The following is a 21,869-nucleotide window of genomic DNA, read 5'->3' on the forward strand; positions in this document are numbered from 1 at the left end:
GCGGGTCTGAAAAATCCATTCGCGGATTTAGCCGGTCTTGAGCATTTGCCCGAGACCAAAAGATAGAAAGTTATTGAAGAACGAAATAATCGTAGCGCATCGATACGGTGACCTCGAACGGCTCGGCCTGTTCGATAACGGCAGCACGACGCTCGGCACTGGCGCGCCAGCCGTGGGGCGTCATGGCCAGCAGGTTGGCGCGGTCCTGACCGCTGACCAGCGTCAGCTTGAACGTCAGCGACTCGCTGTGCGCCAATGCCATGCCTTCCGGCACCAGGTCCAGGTGCTTGTCGTCAATGTACTCGCGCACTTCGTCGTACAGCCGCTCACGCAGTTCCATCAGGTGGCCGCTGGTTGGCCCGACTTTCATCAGGCCGCCGCCAACACTGAGCAGGCGCTTGGCTTCTTCCCAGTCCAGCGGGCTGAAGACACTGGCCAGGAACTGGCAACTGCCGGAAGCCAGCGGCACCCGCGCCATGCTGGCGATCAACCAGGTCAGCTTCGGGTTGCGTTTGCAGGCGCGTTTGACCGCTTCCCGGGAGATGTCCAGGGCATAACCTTCGGCATCTGGCAGGGCTTCGGCGATTTGCGCGGTGTAGTAACCCTCGCCACAACCGATGTCCAGCCAGTGCTGCGGTGCATAACCAGCAGCCAGTTCCGCCAGACGCTTGGCCACCGGGGCGTAGTGCCCGGCGTTCAGGAAGTCGCGGCGGGCTTCGACCATCGCCTGGTTATCCCCAGGGTCGCGGCTGTTTTTGTGCTGCACCGGCAACAGGTTCAAGTAACCCTGGCGAGCGCGGTCGAAACGATGCCCGGCGGGGCAGGCCACGCCGTTGTCCACCGCATTGAGCGGCTCACTGCAGATCGGGCACGCAAGCATCAGGCGAGCAACTTGATCAGGGTCTGGTAGTAGATCTCGGTCAGCACGTCGAGATCGGCGGCCAGTACGCGCTCGTTGACCTGGTGGATGGTCGCGTTGACCGGGCCCAGTTCAACCACTTGGGTGCCCATGGTCGCGATGAAGCGGCCATCGGAGGTACCACCGCTGGTGGACGCCTTGGTTTCACGACCGGTGATGTCCTTGATGCTCGCCGACACCGCGTCGAGCAGCGCGCCCGGTTCGGTGAGGAACGGCAGGCCAGACAGCGCCCAGTCGATGTGCCAGTCCAGGCCATGCTTGTCGAGGATGTCGGCGACGCGCTTTTGCAGGCCTTCGACTGTCGACTCGGTAGAAAAGCGGAAGTTGAATACCGCCACCAGGTCACCCGGGATCACGTTGGTCGCGCCGGTACCGGCGTTGACGTTGGAGATCTGGAAGCTGGTTGGCGGGAAGAAGTCGTTGCCGTGGTCCCAATGCTCGGCAGCCAGTTCCGCCAGGGCCGGGGCTGCGAGGTGGATCGGGTTCTTCGCCAGGTGCGGGTAGGCCACGTGGCCCTGCACACCGCGCACGGTCAGTTTGGCGCCGAGGGAGCCGCGACGGCCGTTCTTGACCACGTCACCCACCAGGGTGGTGCTCGACGGTTCGCCGACGATGCACCAGTCCAGGCGTTCCTTGCGCGCGGCCAGGCGCTCAACAACGGCCTTGGTGCCGTGGTGCGCCGGGCCTTCTTCGTCGCTGGTGATCAGGAAGGCGACTTTGCCCTTGTGATTCGGGTAGTCGGTGACAAAGCGCTCGGAGGCGACGGTCATGGCGGCGAGGCTGCCTTTCATGTCGGCGGCGCCACGGCCACAGAGCATGCCGTGTTCGTCGATCAGCGCGTTGAACGGCTCGATCTGCCAGGCCGCCACCGGGCCGGTCGGGACCACGTCGGTGTGGCCGGCGAAGCACAGCACCGGACCGTCGTCCTGGCCGTGGGTGGCCCAGAAGTTATCCACATCTTCGATGCGCATCGGTTCCAGGGTGAAACCGGCATCGCCCAGGCGCTGCATCATCTGCTTCTGGCAATCGGCGTCGATCGGCGTCACGGACGGACGGCGGATCAGGTCGATGGCGAGTTGGAGGGTCGGCGAAAGGTCGGCGTGGGCCGTCATGGAAAACTCCGGAAATCATTAGATATGGGCTTTGGCTTTTAATATGGGGGCGGCGGTTCGACGCTTCGACTTGCTCGCGAATGCGGTGTGTCAGTCAACATACTCCTGGACTGTTACAACGCATTCGCGAGCAAGCCCGCTCCCACAGGAATTGTGTGCGGTCAGTACGACCTGTATCACGCCAAGCCCCGCAAAATGGCGCTTATCTTAAAGCAAAACGGCGACCATTGGCCGCCGTTTAGTGCATCCGCAGAGATTTAGACGACAGGTGCCGTTTCAGGTTCGGCGGTCGGTTTCGGCAGCGACGACAGGAACGCCATGATCAGCGCCGCGACGTACGGCAGCGACTGCACCAGCAGCATGGTGACCCAGAAGCGCATGTCGTTGCTCGGCAGGCCCTGCACCAGGAAGATCCCCAGCGCCGCGCCCCACAACAGCAGCATGATGAACATCTCTTCCCGTGCTTCGGAAATCGCCACCCAGAAGCCGTGGTTGTCGGCATTCTTCGGCGTACGGAAGAACGGAATGCTGCTGGTGAAGAAGCCGTACAGCACCGCTTTGGCGATGGTGTGGGACAACGCCAGACCGGCCAGCGCCGCACAGAAGGCATCCTTCAAATTCACTCCGACCGCACGACGGTAGAGGAAGATGATTTTGGCGACTTTGAACACGAACAGCGCCAATGGCGGGATTGCGAAGATCAGCAGCGGCGGATCGACCCGTTGCGGCACGATGATCATCGCCGCCGACCACAACAGCGCGCCGACGGTGAAGAAGATGTTCATGCCGTCCGCCACCCACGGCAACCAGCCCGCGAGGAAGTGGTAGCGTTGGCCGCGGGTCAGTTCGGTGTCCTTGCCGCGCAGCAGGCTGGCGGTGTGACGCTTGATGATCTGGATCGCTCCGTAGGCCCAGCGGAAACGCTGTTTCTTGAAGTCGATGAAGGTATCGGGCATCAGGCCCTTGCCGTAGCTGGTGTGGTAATACGCCGCCGACAGGCCTTTTTCGAATACCCGCAGGCCCAGTTCGGCGTCTTCACAGATGCACCAGTCGGCCCAGCCCAGTTCTTCGAGCACCGAGCGACGGGTCATGGTCATGGTGCCGTGCTGGATGATCGCGTCACGGTCGTTGCGGGTGACCATGCCGATGTGGAAGAAGCCTTTGTATTCCGCGTAGCAGAGCTTCTTGAAGGTGCTTTCGTTCTGGTCGCGGTAATCCTGCGGCGACTGCACCACGGCGATTTTCGGGTCGGCGAAGTGCGGCACCATGTGCTTGAGCCAGTTCGGGTGCACGCAGTAATCGGAGTCGATCACCGCGATCACTTCGGCATCCTTGGCGGTGTGCGGGATCAGGTAGTTCAGCGCGCCGCCCTTGAAGCCGGCCAGCGGTGCGACGTGGAAGAACTTGAAGCGCGGGCCGAGGGTTTCGCAATAATCGCGCACCGGTTCCCAGACCGCCGGGTCCTTGGTGTTGTTGTCGATGATCAGGACTTCGAAGTCCGGATAGTCGAGGTTGGCCAGGGCGTTGAGGGTCTGTTTGACCATCTCCGGCGGTTCGTTGTAGCAGGGCACGTGAATCGACACTTTCGGGCGGTAGCTGGAGTCGCCTTCCACCGGCAGGAACTCGCGCCGGCGCTTGTGCACCCACACCGCTTCGGCCAGTTCATGGGCTTCGGTCAGCAGCACGATAAACACCCCGAGCGCACCGAGGGCGAGCAAGAAGCCCACGGTCAGGCTGAACCAGGTGCTGTATTGCTGGCTGTAGTCGTAACCGATCCACACCAGCACCGAACCGCACAGGAACGCAATGAAGGTCAGGAAGGTGCGACCGCGCTGGCGCAGGGCCGATCCGTCGATCATCAGCAGGGTCAGCGACAACAGCGCCAATACCACCGAGCCAATGGCCAATACGCGCCATTGCGGAATCGCTACCACCGGGCCTTCGAAGTTGAATTTCTGCTGGCGCGCGGCGTTGAACACGCCCCAGTAGGCGCCGACGGAACCTTCGTCGCTGACTTTCCACGGCTGGTCAAACGCTTCGATCACGAAGTAGTTGAAGCCCTGGCGGTTGAGCTTGTTGACCAGGGTTCGCAGGTAGATCGCCTGGTCTGCCGGTGAGGCATCGGCGCCACCGCGCATGCGGCCGTTGCTCGGCCAGCCCACCTCGGACAGCAGCAGTGGTTTTTTCGGGAACATCTTTTTCAAGTCGCGGGCGCGATCCAGGACGAACTGCCCGGCCTTGTCCATCGGGACGAACTCCCAGTAAGGCAAGATGTGCGCGGCGATCAGGTCGACGTGCCTGGCCAGTTCCGGATGTTCTTCCCACACGTGCCACTGTTCGGACGTGGTCACCGGCACTTTCACGGCAGCGCGCACGCGATCGAGCATGACGCTGAGTGCCTGGGCGGTGATTTCCTTGCGGTAAATGGCCTCGTTGCCGACCACCACGCGAACCACGCTGCGCGAGGAATTGGCGATTTCAATGGCGCGGGTGATTTCCCGTTCGTTGCGTTCCTGGTCCGGGCTGATCCAGATCCCCAAGGTCACCCGCAAGCCGAACTCTTCCGCCAGTTTCGGGATGTTTTGCAGCGTGCCATCGACCGAGTAGATGCGGATGTTGTCCGTCAGCTTGCTCATGATCTCCAGGTCGCGACGCATTTGATCGTCGGTCGGGAACTGGTCCTTCTGCGGGAACTGGCCCTGCTGGAAGGGCGAGTACGAGAAACCGGAGATCTGTTCAGGCCAGTTGGGGGCGGTGACCGGGCGATTGATCAGCGCCCAGAAGCCGTTAAACAAGGCAGCGATGGCGAGCACCACGACCAGGTTGAGTCCAAATTTACGCGATGACATAGTTATTTCGGGTTCCAAAGACTGTGGAACGAAGGAACGGTTGGCGGTCGCCAAGGGGCGCGCATCCTACACCGGGCATTCTCTAGTCGTACAGCGGACACGGAATTGCCGGACATTGGGCAATCCAAGTCGGTTTAAGTTCTTTCGTTAGAGCGTGTAGGGCGAATCTTTGTTCGATGTAGTTTTCGTGGATGTTGCCCGTTCATAGCGCAATGATGCTCTTGGGCGCCGACGGCCCTATAATGCGCGCCGGTTTTTGGGGTAATGGTCATGAGTACAGAAGATCCGCGGTTTGCTGGCATCGCCCGTTTGTATGGCATCGAAGGCCTTGAGCGCCTGCGCGCGGCCCATGTGGCGATCGTCGGCGTCGGTGGTGTCGGTTCCTGGGCGGCGGAAGCCATGGCCCGTTGTGGCGTGGGCGAGATTTCGCTGTTCGACCTCGACGACGTCTGCGTCAGCAACGCCAACCGTCAGTTGCACGCGCTGGACAGCACTGTGGGCAAGCCCAAGGTCGAGGTGATGGCCGAGCGTCTGCGCGGGATCAACCCGGGCTGCACGGTGCACGCGGTGCCTGACTTCGTGACCCGCGACACCATGGCCGAGTACATCACGCCGAACATCGACTGCGTAATCGACTGCATCGACAGCGTCAACGCCAAGGCCGCGCTGATCGCCTGGTGCAAGCGGCGCAAGATCCAGATCATCACCACCGGCGGCGCGGGCGGGCAGATTGACCCGACGTTGATCCAGGTCTGCGACCTCAATCGCACGTTCAATGATCCATTGGCTTCGAAAGTACGTTCCACGCTGCGCCGCGACTACGGCTTCTCACGCACGGTGACCCGCCATTACAGCGTGCCGTGCGTGTTTTCCACCGAGCAACTGCGCTACCCAAAACCGGACGGCAGCATTTGCCTGCAGAAAAGTTTTGTCGGTGATGGGGTCAAGCTCGACTGTGCCGGCGGGTTTGGCGCGGTGATGATGGTGACGGCGACCTTCGGCATGGTCGCGGCGACCAAGGCTGTGGACAAGATTGTCGCGGGTGTGCGGCGGCCGGCGGAGCGGGTCAAGCCGTAGGAGCTGCCGAAGGCTGCGATCTTTTGATCTTCAAGAGCTGTTGTGCCCAAAGGCGCCAAGGATCGCAGCCTTCGGCAGCTCCTACGCGTCGCTTAGGCTACGCATTCGCTGCAGCACCGCATTCAAACCATTGCTGCGGGACTCGGACAACTGCCGCCCCAGCCCCAACTGATTGAACCAGTCCGGCAAATCCACCTGCTGCAACTCGGCCGCCGACAAGCCGTTGACCCGCGCCAGCAGCAACGCCACCAACCCGCGAATCAACCGTGCATCGCTGTTGGCGCTGAATTGCCAGTGGCCATCGCGCAATTCGCCCACCAGCCACACCTGGCTTTCACAGCCGTGCACCCGGTTGGCATCACACATCTGCGCCTCACTCAACGCCGGCAGGCGCTCGCCCCATTGCATCAGCAGGCGTGCGCGTTGTTCCCAGCCGGCCGCTTTCTGAAAGGTGTCCAGTGCCGTCACGGCATCGGCGGGCAGGTTCATCGCAATAGCTCCAGTGCCTGATCCAGGGCTTCGAAGAACCGCTCCAGGTCTTCGGAATCGTTGTACAACGCCAGCGACACCCGAATCGCTCCGGCCAGTTCGAAGCGTTTGAGCAGCGGCATCGCACAGTGATGGCCAGCACGCACCGCGATCCCTTGTTCGGTCAGCAAATGCGCGAGATCGGAGTTATGCACACCCTCGACGGTGAAACTGGCCAGCGCCACTTGTGGCTTGCCCAGCAGGCGGATGCCGTTGCGCGCCTCCAGGCCCTTGAGCAGGCAGGCATGTAGCGCAGCTTCATGGGCGGACACGGCGTCCTGATCGAGTCCGGCGAGGTAATCCAGTGTCGCGCCAAGGCCGATCACGCTGGCAATCGGCGGCGTCCCGGCCTCGAAACCCAGCGGTGCCGGGCGAAAGCGTGCGTCTTGATAATTGGCATCGAGCACCATTTCACCGCCGAACTGCCAGGGACGCAGTTGTTGCAGCGCCGTATTGCGACCGAACAGCACCCCCAACCCATCGGGGCCGTAGAGCTTGTGGCTGGAGAACACATAAAAGTCGCAGCCCAGCGCTTGCACGTCGTGGCGACCATGAACCACGCCCTGGGCGCCGTCGATCACGGTCAGGGCGTTGTGCGCCTTGGCCAGTGCCAGTAATTCAGGCAGCGGCTGCCACGCGCCAATCACGTTGGAAAGTTGACTGACCGCCAGCAGGCGCGTGCGTGGGCCGATCAGACCGGCCGCGGCTTCAAGGTCGATCACGCCGTCGGCATCCAGCGGCAGGATCACCAGTTTCAGCTCGCGACGGTGCGCCAGTTGCTGCCACGGCAGCAGGTTGGCGTGATGCTCCAGGGCGCTGATGACAATCTCGTCGCCCGGATTGAAAAGATGTTCCAGGCCATAGGCCAGTAGATTCAGCGCGGATGTCGCACCGTGGGTAAAAATGATCTGCCCGCAATCGCCAGTATTGAGCCATTGCGCAACCTTGCGGCGGCTGTCCTCAAACGCCTGGGTGGCGTGGGCGCCGGGCAAATGCTGCGCCCGATGCACGTTGGCCGCGCCATTGGCGTAGTAGTGCGCCAGGGCATCGAGCAGGGCTTGAGGTTTTTGCGTGGTGGCGGCGTTGTCCAGATAGGTCTGGTCTTGCCGTTGCAGGGCGGCGATAGCCGGAAAATCGGCACGCCAGGGAGAGAGAATCATCATGTGTTCAGCCCTGTGAACTTGGGCGGATGTACACCGGACCTTGTGGGAGCGACGCACCGTCGTTCCCACAGGTGCCTGCGGCACTTAGTTGTGAGCGTGCAGCGCTTCGTTCAGTTCGATGGCCGATTTGTGGGTTTTGCATTCCACGGCACCGGTCTCCGAATTGCGACGGAACAGCAGGTCCGGCTGGCCAGCCAGTTCACGGGCCTTGACCACTTTGACCAGTTGATTGTTCTCGTCCAGCAGCGCCACCTTGGTGCCGGCGGTCACATACAGGCCCGACTCGACGGTGTTGCGGTCGCCCAACGGGATACCGATACCGGCGTTGGCGCCGATCAGGCAGCCTTCACCGACCTTGATCACGATGTTGCCGCCGCCCGACAGGGTGCCCATGGTCGAGCAACCGCCGCCCAGGTCCGAACCCTTGCCGACGAATACGCCAGCGGATACGCGGCCTTCGATCATGCCCGGGCCTTCGGTGCCGGCGTTGAAGTTGATGAAGCCTTCGTGCATCACGGTGGTGCCTTCGCCCACATAAGCGCCCAGGCGCAGACGCGCCGCGTCAGCGATACGCACGCCGGCCGGAACCACGTAGTCGGTCATTTTCGGGAACTTGTCCACCGAGAACACTTCCAGCAGTTCGCCGCGCAGGCGGGCTTCGAGTTGCAGTTCGGCCAGCTCGCTCAGGTCGACCGCGCCCTGGCTGGTCCAGGCCACGTTTGGCAGCAACGGGAAAATCCCGGTCAGGTTCAGGCCGTGCGGCTTGACCAGGCGATGGCTCAGCAGGTGCAGCTTGAGGTAGGCCTCGGGGGTGGACGACAGCTGGGCGTCTTCAGCCAGCAGGGTGGCAACCAGCGGTTTGTGGCTCTCGGCCAGGCGGGTCAGCAGGGCCGCCTGGGCAGCGTCGACGCTTTTCAGGGCTTCAGCCAGTTGCGAGGCCTGTGCGGTACTGAACGCGATGGCCTGATTGCCTTCGGTGTAGCCCAGGATCGGTGCGATAGCGGCGAGGACTTCAGTCGATGGCTTGAGTACCGGGGCGGCGTAGAACACTTCCAGCCATGCGCCTTGACGGTTTTGAGTGCCGACGCCGAAGGCCAGGCTGAACAGGGTAGTGGACATGTGTATACCTCTAATAAAATTGAACGGGCTGCTTACTTGAGCGCGGCCGCGTAGATATCTGGCTTGAAGCCAATCAGGGTTCGGTCACCGAGATCGAGCACCGGGCGCTTGATCATCGAGGGTTGTGCGAGCATCAGTTCGATGGCTTTCGTCTGGTCGAGATCGGCTTTGCGTTCGTCGTCGAGCTTGCGAAAGGTCGTGCCTGCACGGTTCAACACCACTTCCCAACCGTGCTCGCTGCACCATTGGGTCAGGTGTTCACGGTCGATACCGACCGCCTTGTAATCATGAAAGTCATAGCTGACAGCGTGTTCATCGAGCCAGGTGCGCGCCTTTTTCATGGTGTCGCAGGCTTTGATGCCGAAAAGGTGCAACGTTTTGCTTGAAACGGTCAAGGATTTGCCCCCTTTGCAGGTGCTGGAAATAATTGGTCCGGGATTATGCCATGGCCTTTCAGTTAAAACGCAAAACCTGTGGGCGCGAGCCTGCTCGCGATTGGGCCATGACATCCAGCATCATGGTTGGCTGATGCGCAGCCATCGCGAGCAGGCTCGCTCCCACAGGGGTTGCGGTGTTTCAGGGCACTCTGTACCTGTGCGACGTAGGTGCAAGGGACACCCGTAGTCTAAGCGGCCAATATGGCACTTCAATGCTGTCGATTTTCCGGGAACCACTGTTTATGCAAACCGCCGCTGGGGCCTTACTCGCCTGGCGACGCTGGGTTTGCATGTGGCAATCGACCCTGAACTGTTTCTGCTTCTGCCGCTGCTGTTGTTCTTCGACGGCCGCAGAGCTCAAGGCGCGAATGATGTCCGAGTATCGCCATCAATTGGAGTTGTACAGCCTCAGCCGTCATCACCAGATGGGTGATGACGTGTTGCGCGAGGTGTTGGGGGGAATTGGACCGAAGTGAGGCCAGGCTTGGAGCGGTAAAGTGAGTTGGTAGGTAATGTCTTGAATCCGGCTGCATTATTGTTTTGGGTAAATCTTGCGCATCAGACGACGATCATTTTGACTAAGTATCGTATTTTTTTGTACCGACCAATCGCCCGTCGTAAGTTCGTTGGATATGGGGTAGTGCATGATTGAAGTTGGATCGTAGACCGTCGTGCGGGTGAGTTTGTCTTCAAGTAATTTGAATAAGTTGTGATCGACCTCTTCTTTGCTCCACTGATAGGCGGATAAGTAAAAGTCATAGACGGCGGGTTTGTTCCATGGAATATCGGCTTTTGGATGTTGATGTTCATGTTGCATCCCCAGCGCATGGCCAAATTCATGTAGAACAGTGGCTTCGAATCCGGGGTGCTCTGGATCCGTGCCGATGTTCATTGTGTTTTCATCAGGACCGCGCAACATGGCATCAGTGCCAATGGCGGAGTAGTTAAGGGGGGGCTCCATGGTGATACGGATATCGCCCTCTGTGCCGTTGACAAAATCCAGTTTGAGATTGATGGAGGGTTGCCATACTTTGATGGCCTTTATCGCTGCCTCACGGTGTGCGCTGGATGGCGGGTTGAGGAAAGCAATTTTCAGCGTTCTGTGGCTAGCCCAGAACTTGGAATGAATGGCGACGCCGCGTTTGTTTCGACCACCTGGTGATGCGGTGGGGGCATTGCTGGGGTTTTCATTGATGGCCGTCTCGTATGAATCTTGCTCATTTAATGGGCCGATAATTTTGCAGGGCTGTTCATTCAGCATTGACTATCTCCTTGTCGATAACTTCCTAAGGTTAAAAAAACGCTTAGGTTCGGCGTGGAGATTAGTTTTTTGGTTATTCGAAGGTAAAGTTTCTGACTATTAGAGAGTGTTGCGCTAGTTGAAGGTCGCCCGCACTGCATTGCACAGTGCGGGTGGTTTTTGGATTATCGATTACGAGTGACAAAATCACGAATGCGCTCGGCAGCCTCGACACACTCCGCCAACGGCGCAACCAGCGCCATGCGCACGCGTCCGGCCCCCGGGTTGACGCCATCGACATCCCGCGACAGATAAGATCCCGGTACCACCGTCACGTGCTCCTCCTCGAACAGGTCGCGGCAGAACGCTGAGTCGTCACCGGCCACATTCGGCCACAGATAGAAGCTGCCATCCGGTCGCTGTACGTCCATGACCGGGCTGAGGATTTCCAGCACCGCATCGAACTTCTCGCGATACAGCGCCCGGTTGGCACGCACGTGCACTTCGTCATTCCATGCGGCAACGCTGGCCAGTTGGGTTTGAACCGGCATCGCGCAGCCGTGGTAGGTGCGGTAGAGCAGGAATCCCTTGAGGACGTCGGCATCACCGGCCACAAAGCCCGAACGCAGGCCTGGCAGGTTTGAACGCTTGGACAGGCTGTGGAACACCACGCAGCGTTTGAAGTCTTTGCGGCCTAATTCCGCGCAAGCGCTGAGCAGGCCTGGTGGTGGAGTCTGTTCGTCGAAATACAGTTCGCTGTAGCACTCGTCCGCGGCGATTACGAAATCGTGTTCATCGGCCAGGGCGATCAGTTTTTTCAGGGTGTCGACCGGGATCAAGGCGCCGGTCGGGTTGCCTGGCGAGCACAGGAACAGGATCTGGCAGCGCTTCCAGATGTCCGGCGACACGGCGTCGAAATCCGGGTTGAAGCCGTTTTCGTCCAGGCACGGCAGGTAATGCGGCTTGGCCCCGGCGAGGAACGCCGCGCCTTCGTAGATCTGGTAGAAGGGGTTCGGGCTGACTACCAGCGCGTCATCGCCACGGTTGACTACGGTCTGGGTGAAGGCAAACAAGGCCTCGCGGGTACCGTTGACCGGCAGCACGTTGCGCGCCGGGTCGATCCAGCCCTTGGGGACATCGAAGCGCCGCTCGCACCATGCCGCGATGGCTTCACGCAGCTCCGGGATACCGAGTGTGGTCGGGTACACGGCCATTTTTTCCAGATTGCTGGCCAAAGCCTCAGCGACAAAGCTTGGCGAACGGTGTTTCGGCTCGCCGATGGACAGCGCGATCGGACGCTTGTCCGGGTTTGGCGTCACGCTGCCGAGCAGGGCGCGGAGTTTCTCGAACGGGTAGGGCTGGAGCTGGGACAGAGCGTTGTTCATCGGGGGCCTCTTTCAATGTGGGAGCGAGCTTGTGGCGAGGGGGCTCCCACAGGGGAAATGTGTTGATTCAGATGCTGATGCGCGACAGTTTGATATCAGGTTCCTGGTTGACGCTCAGTTGTTCGACGATCGCATCCTGCAGGCGGCTGCACAGCAGCGGGTCGGACAGCGGCTGATTGTTGGCGTCGGTGATGAAGAACACGTCTTCCACGCGCTCGCCGAGGGTGGCGATCTTGGCGTTCTGCAACGACAGGTCGAACTCCAGGAAGATCGTGCCAATGCGCGCCAGCAGGCCCGGGCGGTCGGGCGCCGTGAGTTCCAGCACCGTCACCGGGCGCTGGGCGTCGTTGTGGATCGTCACCTGTGGCGCAAAGGCGAAATGCTTGAGCTGGCGCGGTACCCGGCGCTGGATGATGGTCGGGTAGTTGTCCGGGTTGCGCAGGGCTTCGGTCAGGCCCTCGCGGATCTGTTTGACCCGCGCCGGGTTATCGCCAATCGAGTCGCCGTCGGTGTCGAGCACGATATAGGTGTCGAGGGTGAACTGGCTGCTGGAGGTGATGACCCGGGCGTCGTGGATGTTCAGGTTGAGCTGGTCCATCGCGGCCACGGTCACGGCAAAGAAGTCGTGCTGGTCAGGGGCGTAGATGAAGATCTGCGTGCCACCTTCGAACTCGCGTTGGGTGGTTTCCTTGATCAGCACCAGTGGTCCGCCGTCGGCCGGTTGCTGGAGGATCGCGTCACTGTGCCAGGCGACGTCGCCGGCGGTGTGGCGCAGGAAATAGTCGTCACCCAGCTGCGCCCACAACTGCTCGACGTCGTCCGGGTCGGTGCCGCCGCGCACCAGGATATCCAGGGCGGCGCTCTGGGTCTGGCGGATCTGCTCTTCGCGATCCACCGGGTTCTCCAGGCCGCGACGCAGGGCGCGCTTGGTCTCGGTGTAGAGCTGGCGCAGCAGGCTGGCGCGCCAGGAGTTCCACAGGGTCGGGTTGGTGGCGTTGATGTCGGAGACGGTGAGCACATACAGGTAGTCGAGGCGGGTTTCGTCGCCGACGATCTGGGCGAAATCGTGGATCACCTGCGGGTCGGACAAGTCCTTGCGCTGGGCGGTGGTCGACATCACCAGGTGGTTTTGCACCAGCCACACGATCAGGCGGCTGTCCCACACTGGCAGCTGATGGCGCTGGCAAAACGCCTCGGCATCGACCGCTCCGATGTCCGAGTGGTCGCCATGTCGGCCTTTGCCGATGTCGTGGTACAGGCCGGCCATGTAGATCAGCTCGGGTTTGGGCAGTTTTCCCATGAGCTTGCTGGCCAGCGGGAATTTTTCCGACACCTGGGTGTACTGCAACTTACGCAGGTGCTTGATCAGGTTCAGGGTGTGGGCATCGACCGTATAGATGTGGAACAGGTCGTGTTGCATCTGCCCGACGATGAAACCGAATTCGGGCAGGTAACGCCCCAGGATGCCGTAACGATTCATGCGCCGCAGGTTGCGGTGGATGCCGATCTTGCATTTGAACAATTCGATAAACAGGCTGGTGTTGCGAATATCGTTGCGGAAGTCGTCGTCGATCAGGTGGCGGTGTTCCCGCAGCAGGCGAATGGTGTCGGCGCGCACGCCCTTGATTTCCGGCTGCTGGGCCATCAGCACGAAGATTTCGAGCATGGCGAACGGCGTGCGGCGGAAAACGTTGTCGTTGCGTGCCTCGATGTAGCCGTCATGCAACTGGAAACGCGAGTTGATCGGCTGCGGTGGTGATTCGTCTTCCGGTGCGAGGATGACTTCCTCGAAGTGCTGGATGATCAGGTCGCTGAGCTGGGCGATGCTCATGACCACCCGGTAATACTGCTGCATGAAGTTTTCGATGGCTTGCTTGGCGTCGTCGCCTTTGAAGCCCAGCAGCCCGGCAATGGTGCGCTGGTGATCGAACAGCAGGCGGTCTTCGGAGCGGCCAGCCAACATGTGCAGGGCATAGCGAACCTTCCACAGGAACTCCTGGGAGGAGGCGAGCAGGGCGTTTTCACTCTCCACCAGGAACCCTTCCCCAGCCAGTGCCCGCAGGTTCAGGGTGCCGTACTCGCGACGGGCTACCCACAGAATCGTCTGGATATCCCGCAGGCCGCCGGGTGAGCCTTTGACGTTGGGTTCCAGGTTGTATTCGGTGTCGTTGTACTTGTGGTGGCGAGCCTTTTGTTCGGCACGCTTGGCCAGGAAGAAGTCCTTGCTCGGCCACATGTGCCCGGTACCGGTGACGTCCAGCATGCGCTGGCGCAAATGCTCGGGGCCGGCGATGGTGCGGCTTTCCATCAGGTTGGTGACGACCGTCAGGTCGGCGCGGGCCTCGACGGCGCACTCGTCGACCGAACGAACGCTCTGACCGACTTCCAGGCCGATGTCCCACAACAGCGTCAGAAAACGCTCGATGGAATCGCGGAAAACCTCGTGGTCGGCGCTGTCCAGCAGGATCAGCAAATCGATGTCGGAATAGGGGTGCAATTCGCCACGGCCGTAGCCGCCGACCGCGACCAGTGCGATGTCGGCGTCCTCGCTCCAGCTGAACTGCTCCCAGGCCTTTTGCAGGATGTTGTCGACGAACCAGGCGCGATCCTCGATCAGCCGGCGAATGTCCCGGCCGTTGCGAAAGCGCGTGTCGAGCACTTCGCGGGCCTGGCGGATCGCCTTCTTGAAGGCCGAGATCGGGCTTGCCTTCAGGGCCAGTTCAGCCTGGAACTGGCCGCGGTCGAAGAGTTCGGGATCCACCTGCGGCATCGATTGGCTTTCCTTTCTATAGGCGATGTACGGTAACGGGATCAGGCCGAAACGCGAGGGATGGTGTCATCGCTGCGCAAGGTGAAGATCTCGTAACCGGTTTCGGTCACCAGCAGGGTGTGTTCCCACTGTGCCGAGAGCTTGCGGTCCTTGGTGATTGCGGTCCAGCCATCGCCCAGTACCTTGGTGTCGGCACGGCCCTGGTTGATCATCGGCTCGATGGTGAAAGTCATGCCAGCCTTGAGTTCCATTCCGGTGCCGGCTCGGCCGTAGTGCAGGATCTGCGGCTCTTCGTGGAACACCTTGCCGATACCATGGCCGCAGAATTCACGAACCACCGAGAAGCCGTTCTTTTCCGCGTGCTTCTGGATGATTTCGCCGATGTCGCCCAGGCGGCAGCCGGGCTTGACGATCTCGATCGCCTTGTACATGCATTCCTGGGTCACCTGGGACAGGCGCTCGGCCCAGACCGGCACGGTGCCGACGTGGAACATGCGGCTGGTATCGCCGTGGTAACCGTCCTTGATGACGGTGACGTCGATGTTCAGGGTGTCGCCATCCTTGAGCGGCTTGTCGTTCGGGATGCCATGGCAGACCACATGGTTGATCGACGTGCAGATCGACTTTGGATAGCCCTTGTAGTTGAGCGGGGCAGGGATGGCTTTCTGCTCATTGACGATGTAGTCGTGGCAGATCTGGTTCAGTTGGTCGGTGGTAACGCCCGGCTTGACGTATTCGGCAATCATTTCCAGCACATCGGCGGCCAGTTTGCCGGCGATACGCATTTTGGCGATATCCTCGGGGGTTTTGAGGGTGACGGTCATACAGGCTCTCTCTGCGCCAGGCGGCGCTTTCTAAACGGAAAGGGCATTGCGCGATCGAACTTCGCGGCCCTGAAAAATGCGATTCTACCAGACGAGCAGCGCAAATCTGCGCCTGTGTGCATCGCTTCTCTCTATAGAATGGTGCATTCTTGGCGGATTCCAAGGGATTGAGCAAAACGCTCGCCAGGATTTCAGAATCCGGGTTCCGTTTTGCCCTGCCTTATGGTATAAAATGCGCCGCTTTCCGGGGATGTCCCGTAAAGCCTAAATCCACACACGTGTCGACACGATGACCTGGGTGCCTTCAGCTGATGCTGCTGGTTGGTCATTGGGATACGTGGAGGCCAAACCCGACTTATTAAGGAACTATCATGTCCCAAGTCAACATGCGCGATATGCTGAAGGCCGGTGTGCACTTCGGTCACCAGACCCGTTACTGGAACCCGAAAATGGGCAAGTACATTTTCGGCGCGCGTAACAAGATCCACATCATCAACCTTGAAAAAACCCTGCCAATGTTCAACGAAGCTCTGACTTTCGTAGAGCGTCTGGCCCAGGGCAAAAACAAGATTCTGTTCGTCGGCACCAAGCGTTCCGCTGGCAAGATCGTTGCTGAAGAAGCAGCACGTTGCGGTTCGCCGTACGTCGATCACCGCTGGTTGGGCGGCATGCTGACCAACTTCAAGACCATCCGTGCTTCCATCAAGCGTCTGCGTGACCTTGAAGTTCAAGCCGAAGACGGTACTTTCGCCAAGCTGACCAAGAAAGAAGCGCTGATGCGCACTCGTGACCTGGAAAAGCTGGATCGTTCCCTGGGTGGTATCAAGGACATGGGCGGTCTGCCAGACGCTCTGTTCGTTATCGACGTTGATCACGAGCGCATCGCGATTACCGAAGCCAACAAGCTGGGCATCCCGGTTATCGGCGTAGTCGATACCAACAGCAGCCCGGAAGGCGTTGACTACATCATCCCAGGCAACGATGACGCAATCCGCGCTATCCAACTGTACATGGGTTCGATGGCTGACGCTGTCATCCGCGGTCGCAACAATGTTGCCGGCGGCACCGTTGAGTTCGCAGCTGAAGAAACTCAGGCTGCAGCTGAGTAATTGACGCCCTGGCGTTGACTCAGTAAGCAAAAAGGGGGCTTGGCCCCCTTTTTGCCACCTCGAAAACCATTTGTCGGCGCCCACTGCTCTATCTGTAACGTGCGGCAGCTAACAAGGGTGGTTCGGGAAGAATTGATCGCCCGTTCGATCGGGTGGAATGGTTGAAAACCTATCCAAGAGGATTTTGAAATGGCAGAGATTACTGCAGCGTTGGTCAAAGAACTGCGCGAGCGTACTGGCGAAGGCATGATGGACTGCAAAAAGGCCTTGACCAAGGCTGGCGGCGACATCGAGAAAGCCATTGATGACATGCGCGCTTCGGGCGCCATCAAGGCTGCCAAGAAAGCCGGCAACGTTGCCGCTGAAGGCGCTATCGCTCTGAAGGAAGACGGTAAATCCGCCGTTCTGCTGGAAGTGAACTCGCAGACCGACTTCCTGGCCCTGCAGGACGACTTCAAGGAATTTGTTGCAGCAAGCGTTGAAAAAGCGTTCGCCGACAAGCTGACTGATGTTGCTCCGCTGATCGAAGCTCAAGAAACTGCTCGCCTGGTACTGGTCGGCAAGGTTGGCGAAAACGTCAACATCCGTCGTCTGACACGCGTTGAAGGTGACGTTGTCGGTGGCTACCTGCACGGCAACAAGATCGGTGTTGCAGTTGTCCTGAAAGGCGGCAGTGTTGAGCTGGCCAAGGACATCGCTATGCACGTAGCGGCTACCAATCCTGAATTCCTGCTGCCATCGGAAGTTTCCGCTGAAGCGATCGAGCGCGAGAAAGGCGTGTTCCTGACGCTGAACGCTGACAAGATCGCCGGCAAGCCGGAAAACATCGTTGAAAACATGGTCAAAGGCCGTATCAGCAAGTTCCTGGCCGAAGCCAGCCTGGTTGAGCAGGCTTTCGTCAAGAACCCTGAAATCAAGGTCGGCGAACTGGCCAAGAAAGCCGGCGCTGAAATCGTTTCCTTCACTTACTTCAAAGTAGGCGAAGGCATCGAGAAGCCAGTGGACAACTTCGCAGAAGAAGTTGCTGCCCAGCTGGCTGCCGCCAAGCAATAAGACGGTTTTTTAACTGTCGCCCAGAAGAGGCTGCCCGCTCACGCGCGCAGCCTCTTTTCAGATGGGGTATCAATTTTTATTTGGTTTCCCTTTGGAACTGGCTTACAAAGCCATGTTCCGATGGCGCTGAAGCAGCGCCAAGCTAGATTGAACGCCAGCTGTAAACAGCTCGCAAAGAATTTTTAAAATACGCCGCAGGAGAGATTCGCAATGGCTCAGCAGGGCAGTGGTTATCAGGCTCGCTATAAACGCATTCTACTCAAGCTTAGCGGCGAGGCCCTGATGGGCTCGGAAGAGTTCGGGATCGATCCGAAAGTTCTGGATCGCATGGCATTGGAAGTTGGCCAGTTGGTCGGCATCGGTGTTCAGGTCGGTCTGGTTATCGGTGGTGGCAACCTGTTCCGCGGTGAAGCGCTGAGCAAGGCTGGCATGGACCGTGTCACCGGCGACCACATGGGCATGCTGGCCACTGTGATGAACGCCCTGGCCATGCGCGACGCTCTCGAGCGCGCCAACATCTCGGCCATCGTGATGTCCGCTATTTCCATGGTTGGCGTGACCGATCACTACGATCGTCGCAAGGCCATGCGCCACCTGAACTCCAAGGACGTGGTGATTTTCGCGGCCGGTACCGGCAACCCGTTCTTTACGACGGATTCGGCAGCCTGCCTGCGTGCAATCGAAATCGATGCCGACGTCGTGCTCAAGGCGACCAAGGTCGATGGCGTCTACACCGCTGACCCGTTCAAAGACCCGCATGCCGAGAAGTTCGATCATCTGACTTATGATGAAGTGCTGGATCGCAAGCTGGGTGTGATGGATCTGACGGCCATTTGCTTGTGCCGCGACCACAAGATGCCACTACGCGTATTTAACATGAACAAGCCCGGCGCCCTGCTGAATATCGTACACGGCGGCGCTGAAGGGACCCTGATCGAGGAAGGCGCACAATGATCAACGAAATCAAGAAAGACGCTCAAGAGCGCATGCAGAAATCCGTGGAATCGCTGGCGCACAACTTCGGCCGCATTCGTACCGGCCAGGCGCACCCGAGCATCCTGGAAGGCGTGATGGTGCCGTACTACGGCTCCGACACCCCGATCAAGCAAGTGGCCAACATCACCGTCAAGGACGCCCGTACCCTGCAAGTCGTTGCTTTCGAGCGCAACATGCTGGGTGCCGTCGACAAGGCGATCGGTAGCGCGGGTCTGAACCTGAACCCGACCAACCTCGGCGAACTGCTGCTGATCTCCATGCCTGCCCTGACCGAAGAAACCCGCAAGGGCTTCACCAAGCAGGCTCGTGACGTCGCTGAAGATGCCCGTGTTGCCGTGCGCAACATCCGTCGCGATGCCAACAGCCAGCTCAAGGATCTGGTCAAGGAAAAAGAGATCAGCGAAGACGAGGAGCGTCGTGCGACTGGCGAGATCGATGATCTGACCAAGAAGTTCGTGGCTAAAATCGACGCGGACCTGGCGCAGAAAGAAAAAGACCTGATGGCCGTATAAGGGTCGCGTTTTCATGGAAAAGACCAAGCAGTCTGCACCGTCCGCGGTGCCGCGCCATGTCGCGATCATCATGGATGGTAACAATCGCTGGGCGAAAAAACGCTTTATGCCGGGTGTCGCCGGGCATAAAGCGGGCGTGGATGCGGTGCGTGCCGTCATTGAAGTTTGTGCCGAGGCCAAGGTCGAAGTGCTGACCCTGTTCGCCTTTTCCAGCGAGAACTGGCAGCGTCCGGCCGATGAGGTCAGCGCTTTGATGGATCTGTTCTTCAAGGCGCTGCGTCGAGAGGCCAAGCGCCTCAACGACAACAACATCAGCCTGCGCATCATTGGCGATCGCTCGCGTTTTCATCCAGAGCTGCAGGCTGCCATGCGTGAAGCCGAGGCAATGACGGCCGGCGCCAATCGATTTGTCCTGCAGATAGCCGCCAATTACGGCGGTCAGTGGGATATCGCGCAAGCAGCGCAACGACTGGCGCGAGAGGTCCAGGCCGGACACCTGCGTCCGGAAGACATCACGCCCGATCTGCTGCAGACCTGCCTGGCCACGGGCGACCTGCCGCTGCCGGACCTGTGTATCCGTACCGGCGGCGAGCACCGCATCAGCAACTTCCTGCTCTGGCAGCTGGCCTATGCCGAGCTGTATTTCTCCGACCTGTTCTGGCCGGACTTCAAACACGATGCCATGCGCAATGCGCTGGCCGATTACGCTTCCCGCCAGCGCCGCTTCGGTAAAACGAGCGAGCAGGTCGAGGCTGGAGCCCGGGTTTAATGCTTAAACAACGAATCATCACCGCGCTGATCCTGCTACCGATTGCCCTGTGCGGGTTTTTCCTGCTTGAAGGTTCCGGTTTTGCACTGTTCATCGGGCTGGTCGTGACCCTTGGTGCCTGGGAATGGGCGCGTCTGGCGGGTTTTGCCGCTCAAGCGTTCCGCGTCGGCTATGCCGCTGTGGTCGCTTTGGCGCTGTTCCTCATGTACATCCTGCCCGGTCTTGCGCCTTGGGTATTGGGCGCTTCGGTGCTGTGGTGGGCAGTGGCGACGTATCTGGTGCTGACCTATCCGCGTTCGAGCGAGCATTGGTCCAATGCGGCGACCAAGTTGGTGATCGGCCTGCTGATTCTCCTGCCGGCCTGGCAAGGCCTGGTGCAGATCAAGCAATACCCGCTGGGTAACTGGCTGATCATGGCAGTGATGGTGTTGGTTTGGGGGGCCGATATTGGCGCCTACTTCTCCGGTCGTGCTTTCGGCAAGCGCAAGCTCGCACCGCAGGTCAGTCCGGGCAAAAGCTGGGAAGGCGTGTACGGTGGTCTGGCGTTGAGCCTGGTGATTACCACAATCGTTGCTTTGGTGCGCGACTGGACGGTGGCCGAACTGTTCAAGGGGTTGATCGGTGCCGCGCTGATCGTGTTCATTTCGGTGGTGGGTGATCTCACTGAAAGCATGTTCAAGCGTCAATCCGGGATCAAGGACAGCAGCAATCTGCTTCCGGGTCACGGCGGCGTGCTGGATCGTATCGATAGCCTGACGGCAGCGATTCCGCTGTTTGCGGTGCTGCTGTGGATGGCCGCCCCGTGAGCCGCCCGCAACAGATTACCGTTCTGGGCGCGACCGGCTCGATTGGCCTGAGTACGCTCGACGTCATCGCTCGTCACCCGGATCGATATCAGGTCTTTGCCTTGACTGGCTTCACCCGCTTGAGTGAGCTGCTGGCGCTTTGCGTGCGCCATGTCCCGCGATTTGCCGTGGTACCTGAAGTCGCAGCTGCCCGTACCCTGCAGGATGATTTGCGCGCGGCGGGTCTTTCGACCCGTGTCCTGGTGGGCGAGGAGGGTTTGTGCCAGGTCGCTTCCGATCCGGAAGTCGATACGGTCATGGCGGCCATCGTCGGCGCGGCGGGATTGCGTCCGACACTGGCGGCGGTCGAGGCTGGCAAGAAGATCCTCCTGGCTAATAAAGAAGCGCTGGTCATGTCCGGCGCGCTGTTCATGCAGGCCGTGCGCAAGAGCGGTTCGGTGTTGCTGCCGATCGATAGCGAGCACAACGCCATTTTCCAGTGCATGCCGCTGGATTATGCCCGTGGCCTTGAGTCGGTCGGTGTGCGCCGGATTTTGCTGACGGCTTCAGGCGGTCCGTTCCGGCAGACGCCAATGGCTGAGCTGGCGCATGTTTCTCCCGATCAGGCGTGTGCTCATCCGAACTGGTCCATGGGGCGAAAAATCTCCGTGGACTCGGCCAGCATGATGAACAAGGGGCTTGAGTTGATCGAAGCCTGCTGGCTGTTCGATGCCAGGCCATCCCAGGTCGAGGTGGTGATTCACCCACAAAGTGTGATCCATTCGCTGGTCGACTACGTCGATGGTTCCGTTCTGGCACAGCTGGGTAATCCGGACATGCGCACGCCCATCGCCAATGCCCTGGCCTGGCCGGAGCGGATCGATTCGGGTGTGGCGCCGCTGGATCTGTTTGCCATTGCGCGGCTGGACTTCCAGGCGCCCGATGAAGAGCGTTTCCCTTGCCTGCGTCTGGCCCGTCAGGCGGCCGAAGCGGGTAACAGCGCGCCGGCCATGCTCAATGCGGCGAACGAAGTGGCGGTGGCGGCATTTCTCGACGAACGGGTTCGTTACCCGGAAATCGCGAGTATCATCGAGGAAGTACTGAATCTGGAGCCCGTAGTGGCTGTGGATGATCTCGATGCAGTGTTCACGGCAGACGCGAAGGCGCGATTGCTGGCCGGACAATGGTTGAGCCGTCACGGGCGGTAAATGCTGTGGATAGT

General features: G+C 59.9%; 19 protein-coding genes. 8 read left to right on the forward strand and 11 right to left on the reverse strand.

Features of this window, described 5'->3' with window-relative positions; translation table 11 throughout:
- Positions 1-70: 70 nt before the first annotated feature.
- The 3 genes from ACM6IT_RS19440 to ACM6IT_RS19450 form a co-directional block, all read right to left on the reverse strand.
- Positions 71-880 (reverse strand): putative RNA methyltransferase, encoded by an 810-nt coding sequence (locus ACM6IT_RS19440; protein ID WP_414918530.1) that lies wholly within the window; start codon positions 878-880, stop codon positions 71-73.
- On the reverse strand, positions 880-2,031 hold the full coding sequence (dapE, locus tag ACM6IT_RS19445) for a succinyl-diaminopimelate desuccinylase (protein ID WP_414913872.1): 1,152 nt from the start codon (positions 2,029-2,031) through the stop codon (positions 880-882). Before dapE ends, ACM6IT_RS19440 begins: the two co-directional genes overlap by 1 nt.
- Before the next feature lie 257 nt (positions 2,032-2,288).
- Positions 2,289-4,880 (reverse strand): glycosyltransferase, encoded by a 2,592-nt coding sequence (locus ACM6IT_RS19450; protein ID WP_414918531.1) that lies wholly within the window; start codon positions 4,878-4,880, stop codon positions 2,289-2,291.
- A 264-nt stretch (positions 4,881-5,144) separates the two neighbouring features.
- Between ACM6IT_RS19450 and tcdA the strand changes: the two genes are divergently transcribed.
- Positions 5,145-5,957, forward strand: coding sequence for a tRNA cyclic N6-threonylcarbamoyladenosine(37) synthase TcdA (gene tcdA / locus ACM6IT_RS19455; protein ID WP_223542166.1), 813 nt, complete (start codon positions 5,145-5,147; stop codon positions 5,955-5,957).
- 81 nt (positions 5,958-6,038) lie between these two features.
- On the opposite strand, the gene ACM6IT_RS19460 is transcribed toward tcdA, so the two are convergent.
- The 8 genes from ACM6IT_RS19460 to map form a co-directional block, all read right to left on the reverse strand.
- Complete coding sequence (locus ACM6IT_RS19460; protein WP_056720991.1) at positions 6,039-6,446, reverse strand: SufE family protein; 408 nt, start codon at positions 6,444-6,446, stop codon at positions 6,039-6,041.
- Positions 6,443-7,648, reverse strand: a complete 1,206-nt coding sequence (locus ACM6IT_RS19465) for an aminotransferase class V-fold PLP-dependent enzyme (protein WP_414918532.1) — start codon at positions 7,646-7,648, stop codon at positions 6,443-6,445. Before ACM6IT_RS19465 ends, ACM6IT_RS19460 begins: the two co-directional genes overlap by 4 nt.
- Before the next feature lie 84 nt (positions 7,649-7,732).
- A complete protein-coding gene (dapD, locus tag ACM6IT_RS19470) occupies positions 7,733-8,767 on the reverse strand; it encodes a 2,3,4,5-tetrahydropyridine-2,6-dicarboxylate N-succinyltransferase (protein WP_414918533.1) in 1,035 nt (344 codons plus the stop codon).
- 32 nt (positions 8,768-8,799) lie between these two features.
- Positions 8,800-9,162, reverse strand: coding sequence for an ArsC family reductase (locus tag ACM6IT_RS19475; protein ID WP_007978403.1), 363 nt, complete (start codon positions 9,160-9,162; stop codon positions 8,800-8,802).
- Between the two features lie 574 nt (positions 9,163-9,736).
- Positions 9,737-10,465 carry a M12 family metallopeptidase gene (locus tag ACM6IT_RS19480; protein WP_414918534.1) on the reverse strand — a complete coding sequence of 243 codons (729 nt, stop codon included), beginning with the start codon at positions 10,463-10,465 and terminating at the stop codon, positions 9,737-9,739.
- Between the two features lie 164 nt (positions 10,466-10,629).
- Positions 10,630-11,829, reverse strand: coding sequence for a succinyldiaminopimelate transaminase (dapC, locus tag ACM6IT_RS19485; protein ID WP_414913870.1), 1,200 nt, complete (start codon positions 11,827-11,829; stop codon positions 10,630-10,632).
- 67 nt (positions 11,830-11,896) lie between these two features.
- Positions 11,897-14,599: a [protein-PII] uridylyltransferase gene (locus tag ACM6IT_RS19490; protein ID WP_056720984.1), complete on the reverse strand. Its 2,703-nt coding sequence runs from the start codon at positions 14,597-14,599 to the stop codon at positions 11,897-11,899.
- A 41-nt stretch (positions 14,600-14,640) separates the two neighbouring features.
- Entirely contained in the window at positions 14,641-15,423 is a 783-nt protein-coding gene (map, locus tag ACM6IT_RS19495; RefSeq protein ID WP_008057306.1) for a type I methionyl aminopeptidase, read from the reverse strand.
- 371 nt (positions 15,424-15,794) lie between these two features.
- Between map and rpsB the strand changes: the two genes are divergently transcribed.
- The 7 genes from rpsB (at position 15,795) to ispC (ending at position 21,855) form a co-directional block, all read left to right on the forward strand.
- A complete protein-coding gene (gene rpsB, locus ACM6IT_RS19500) occupies positions 15,795-16,532 on the forward strand; it encodes a 30S ribosomal protein S2 (protein ID WP_008052780.1) in 738 nt (245 codons plus the stop codon).
- A 189-nt stretch (positions 16,533-16,721) separates the two neighbouring features.
- The gene (gene tsf, locus ACM6IT_RS19505; RefSeq protein ID WP_414913869.1) at positions 16,722-17,585 is read left to right on the forward strand and encodes a translation elongation factor Ts; all 864 of its coding nucleotides are present in this window, start codon (positions 16,722-16,724) and stop codon (positions 17,583-17,585) included.
- Between the two features lie 210 nt (positions 17,586-17,795).
- Entirely contained in the window at positions 17,796-18,539 is a 744-nt protein-coding gene (gene pyrH / locus ACM6IT_RS19510) for a UMP kinase (protein ID WP_056720982.1), read from the forward strand.
- Positions 18,536-19,093: a ribosome recycling factor gene (gene frr / locus ACM6IT_RS19515; RefSeq protein ID WP_008000041.1), complete on the forward strand. Its 558-nt coding sequence runs from the start codon at positions 18,536-18,538 to the stop codon at positions 19,091-19,093. The genes pyrH and frr overlap by 4 nt, the downstream gene beginning before the upstream one ends.
- 13 nt (positions 19,094-19,106) lie before the next feature.
- Positions 19,107-19,862 carry a polyprenyl diphosphate synthase gene (uppS, locus tag ACM6IT_RS19520; RefSeq protein ID WP_046041127.1) on the forward strand — a complete coding sequence of 252 codons (756 nt, stop codon included), beginning with the start codon at positions 19,107-19,109 and terminating at the stop codon, positions 19,860-19,862.
- Positions 19,862-20,668 (forward strand): phosphatidate cytidylyltransferase, encoded by an 807-nt coding sequence (locus ACM6IT_RS19525; RefSeq protein ID WP_056720980.1) that lies wholly within the window; start codon positions 19,862-19,864, stop codon positions 20,666-20,668. The genes uppS and ACM6IT_RS19525 overlap by 1 nt, the downstream gene beginning before the upstream one ends.
- Entirely contained in the window at positions 20,665-21,855 is a 1,191-nt protein-coding gene (gene ispC / locus ACM6IT_RS19530) for a 1-deoxy-D-xylulose-5-phosphate reductoisomerase (protein WP_056720978.1), read from the forward strand. The genes ACM6IT_RS19525 and ispC overlap by 4 nt, the downstream gene beginning before the upstream one ends.
- The last annotated feature ends 14 nt before the right edge of the window (positions 21,856-21,869 follow it).

The organism is Pseudomonas sp. IT-P4, from assembly GCF_949767755.1.
GTDB classification, from domain to species: Bacteria; Pseudomonadota; Gammaproteobacteria; order Pseudomonadales; family Pseudomonadaceae; genus Aquipseudomonas; species Aquipseudomonas monachiensis.

Coding starts and splice junctions, on each gene's coding strand:
- ACM6IT_RS19465 (WP_414918532.1), bottom strand. CDS start 7,648: ATGATGATTCTCTCTCCCTGGCGTGCCGATTTTCCGGCTATCGCCGCC.
- dapC (WP_414913870.1), bottom strand. CDS start 11,829: ATGAACAACGCTCTGTCCCAGCTCCAGCCCTACCCGTTCGAGAAACTC.
- ACM6IT_RS19450 (WP_414918531.1), bottom strand. CDS start 4,880: ATGTCATCGCGTAAATTTGGACTCAACCTGGTCGTGGTGCTCGCCATC.
- tcdA (WP_223542166.1), top strand. CDS start 5,145: ATGGTCATGAGTACAGAAGATCCGCGGTTTGCTGGCATCGCCCGTTTG.
- ACM6IT_RS19460 (WP_056720991.1), bottom strand. CDS start 6,446: ATGAACCTGCCCGCCGATGCCGTGACGGCACTGGACACCTTTCAGAAA.
- tsf (WP_414913869.1), top strand. CDS start 16,722: ATGGCAGAGATTACTGCAGCGTTGGTCAAAGAACTGCGCGAGCGTACT.
- ACM6IT_RS19440 (WP_414918530.1), bottom strand. CDS start 880: ATGCTTGCGTGCCCGATCTGCAGTGAGCCGCTCAATGCGGTGGACAAC.
- ACM6IT_RS19480 (WP_414918534.1), bottom strand. CDS start 10,465: ATGCTGAATGAACAGCCCTGCAAAATTATCGGCCCATTAAATGAGCAA.
- rpsB (WP_008052780.1), top strand. CDS start 15,795: ATGTCCCAAGTCAACATGCGCGATATGCTGAAGGCCGGTGTGCACTTC.
- dapE (WP_414913872.1), bottom strand. CDS start 2,031: ATGACGGCCCACGCCGACCTTTCGCCGACCCTCCAACTCGCCATCGAC.
- pyrH (WP_056720982.1), top strand. CDS start 17,796: ATGGCTCAGCAGGGCAGTGGTTATCAGGCTCGCTATAAACGCATTCTA.
- frr (WP_008000041.1), top strand. CDS start 18,536: ATGATCAACGAAATCAAGAAAGACGCTCAAGAGCGCATGCAGAAATCC.
- ACM6IT_RS19490 (WP_056720984.1), bottom strand. CDS start 14,599: ATGCCGCAGGTGGATCCCGAACTCTTCGACCGCGGCCAGTTCCAGGCT.
- map (WP_008057306.1), bottom strand. CDS start 15,423: ATGACCGTCACCCTCAAAACCCCCGAGGATATCGCCAAAATGCGTATC.
- ACM6IT_RS19525 (WP_056720980.1), top strand. CDS start 19,862: ATGCTTAAACAACGAATCATCACCGCGCTGATCCTGCTACCGATTGCC.
- dapD (WP_414918533.1), bottom strand. CDS start 8,767: ATGTCCACTACCCTGTTCAGCCTGGCCTTCGGCGTCGGCACTCAAAAC.
- uppS (WP_046041127.1), top strand. CDS start 19,107: ATGGAAAAGACCAAGCAGTCTGCACCGTCCGCGGTGCCGCGCCATGTC.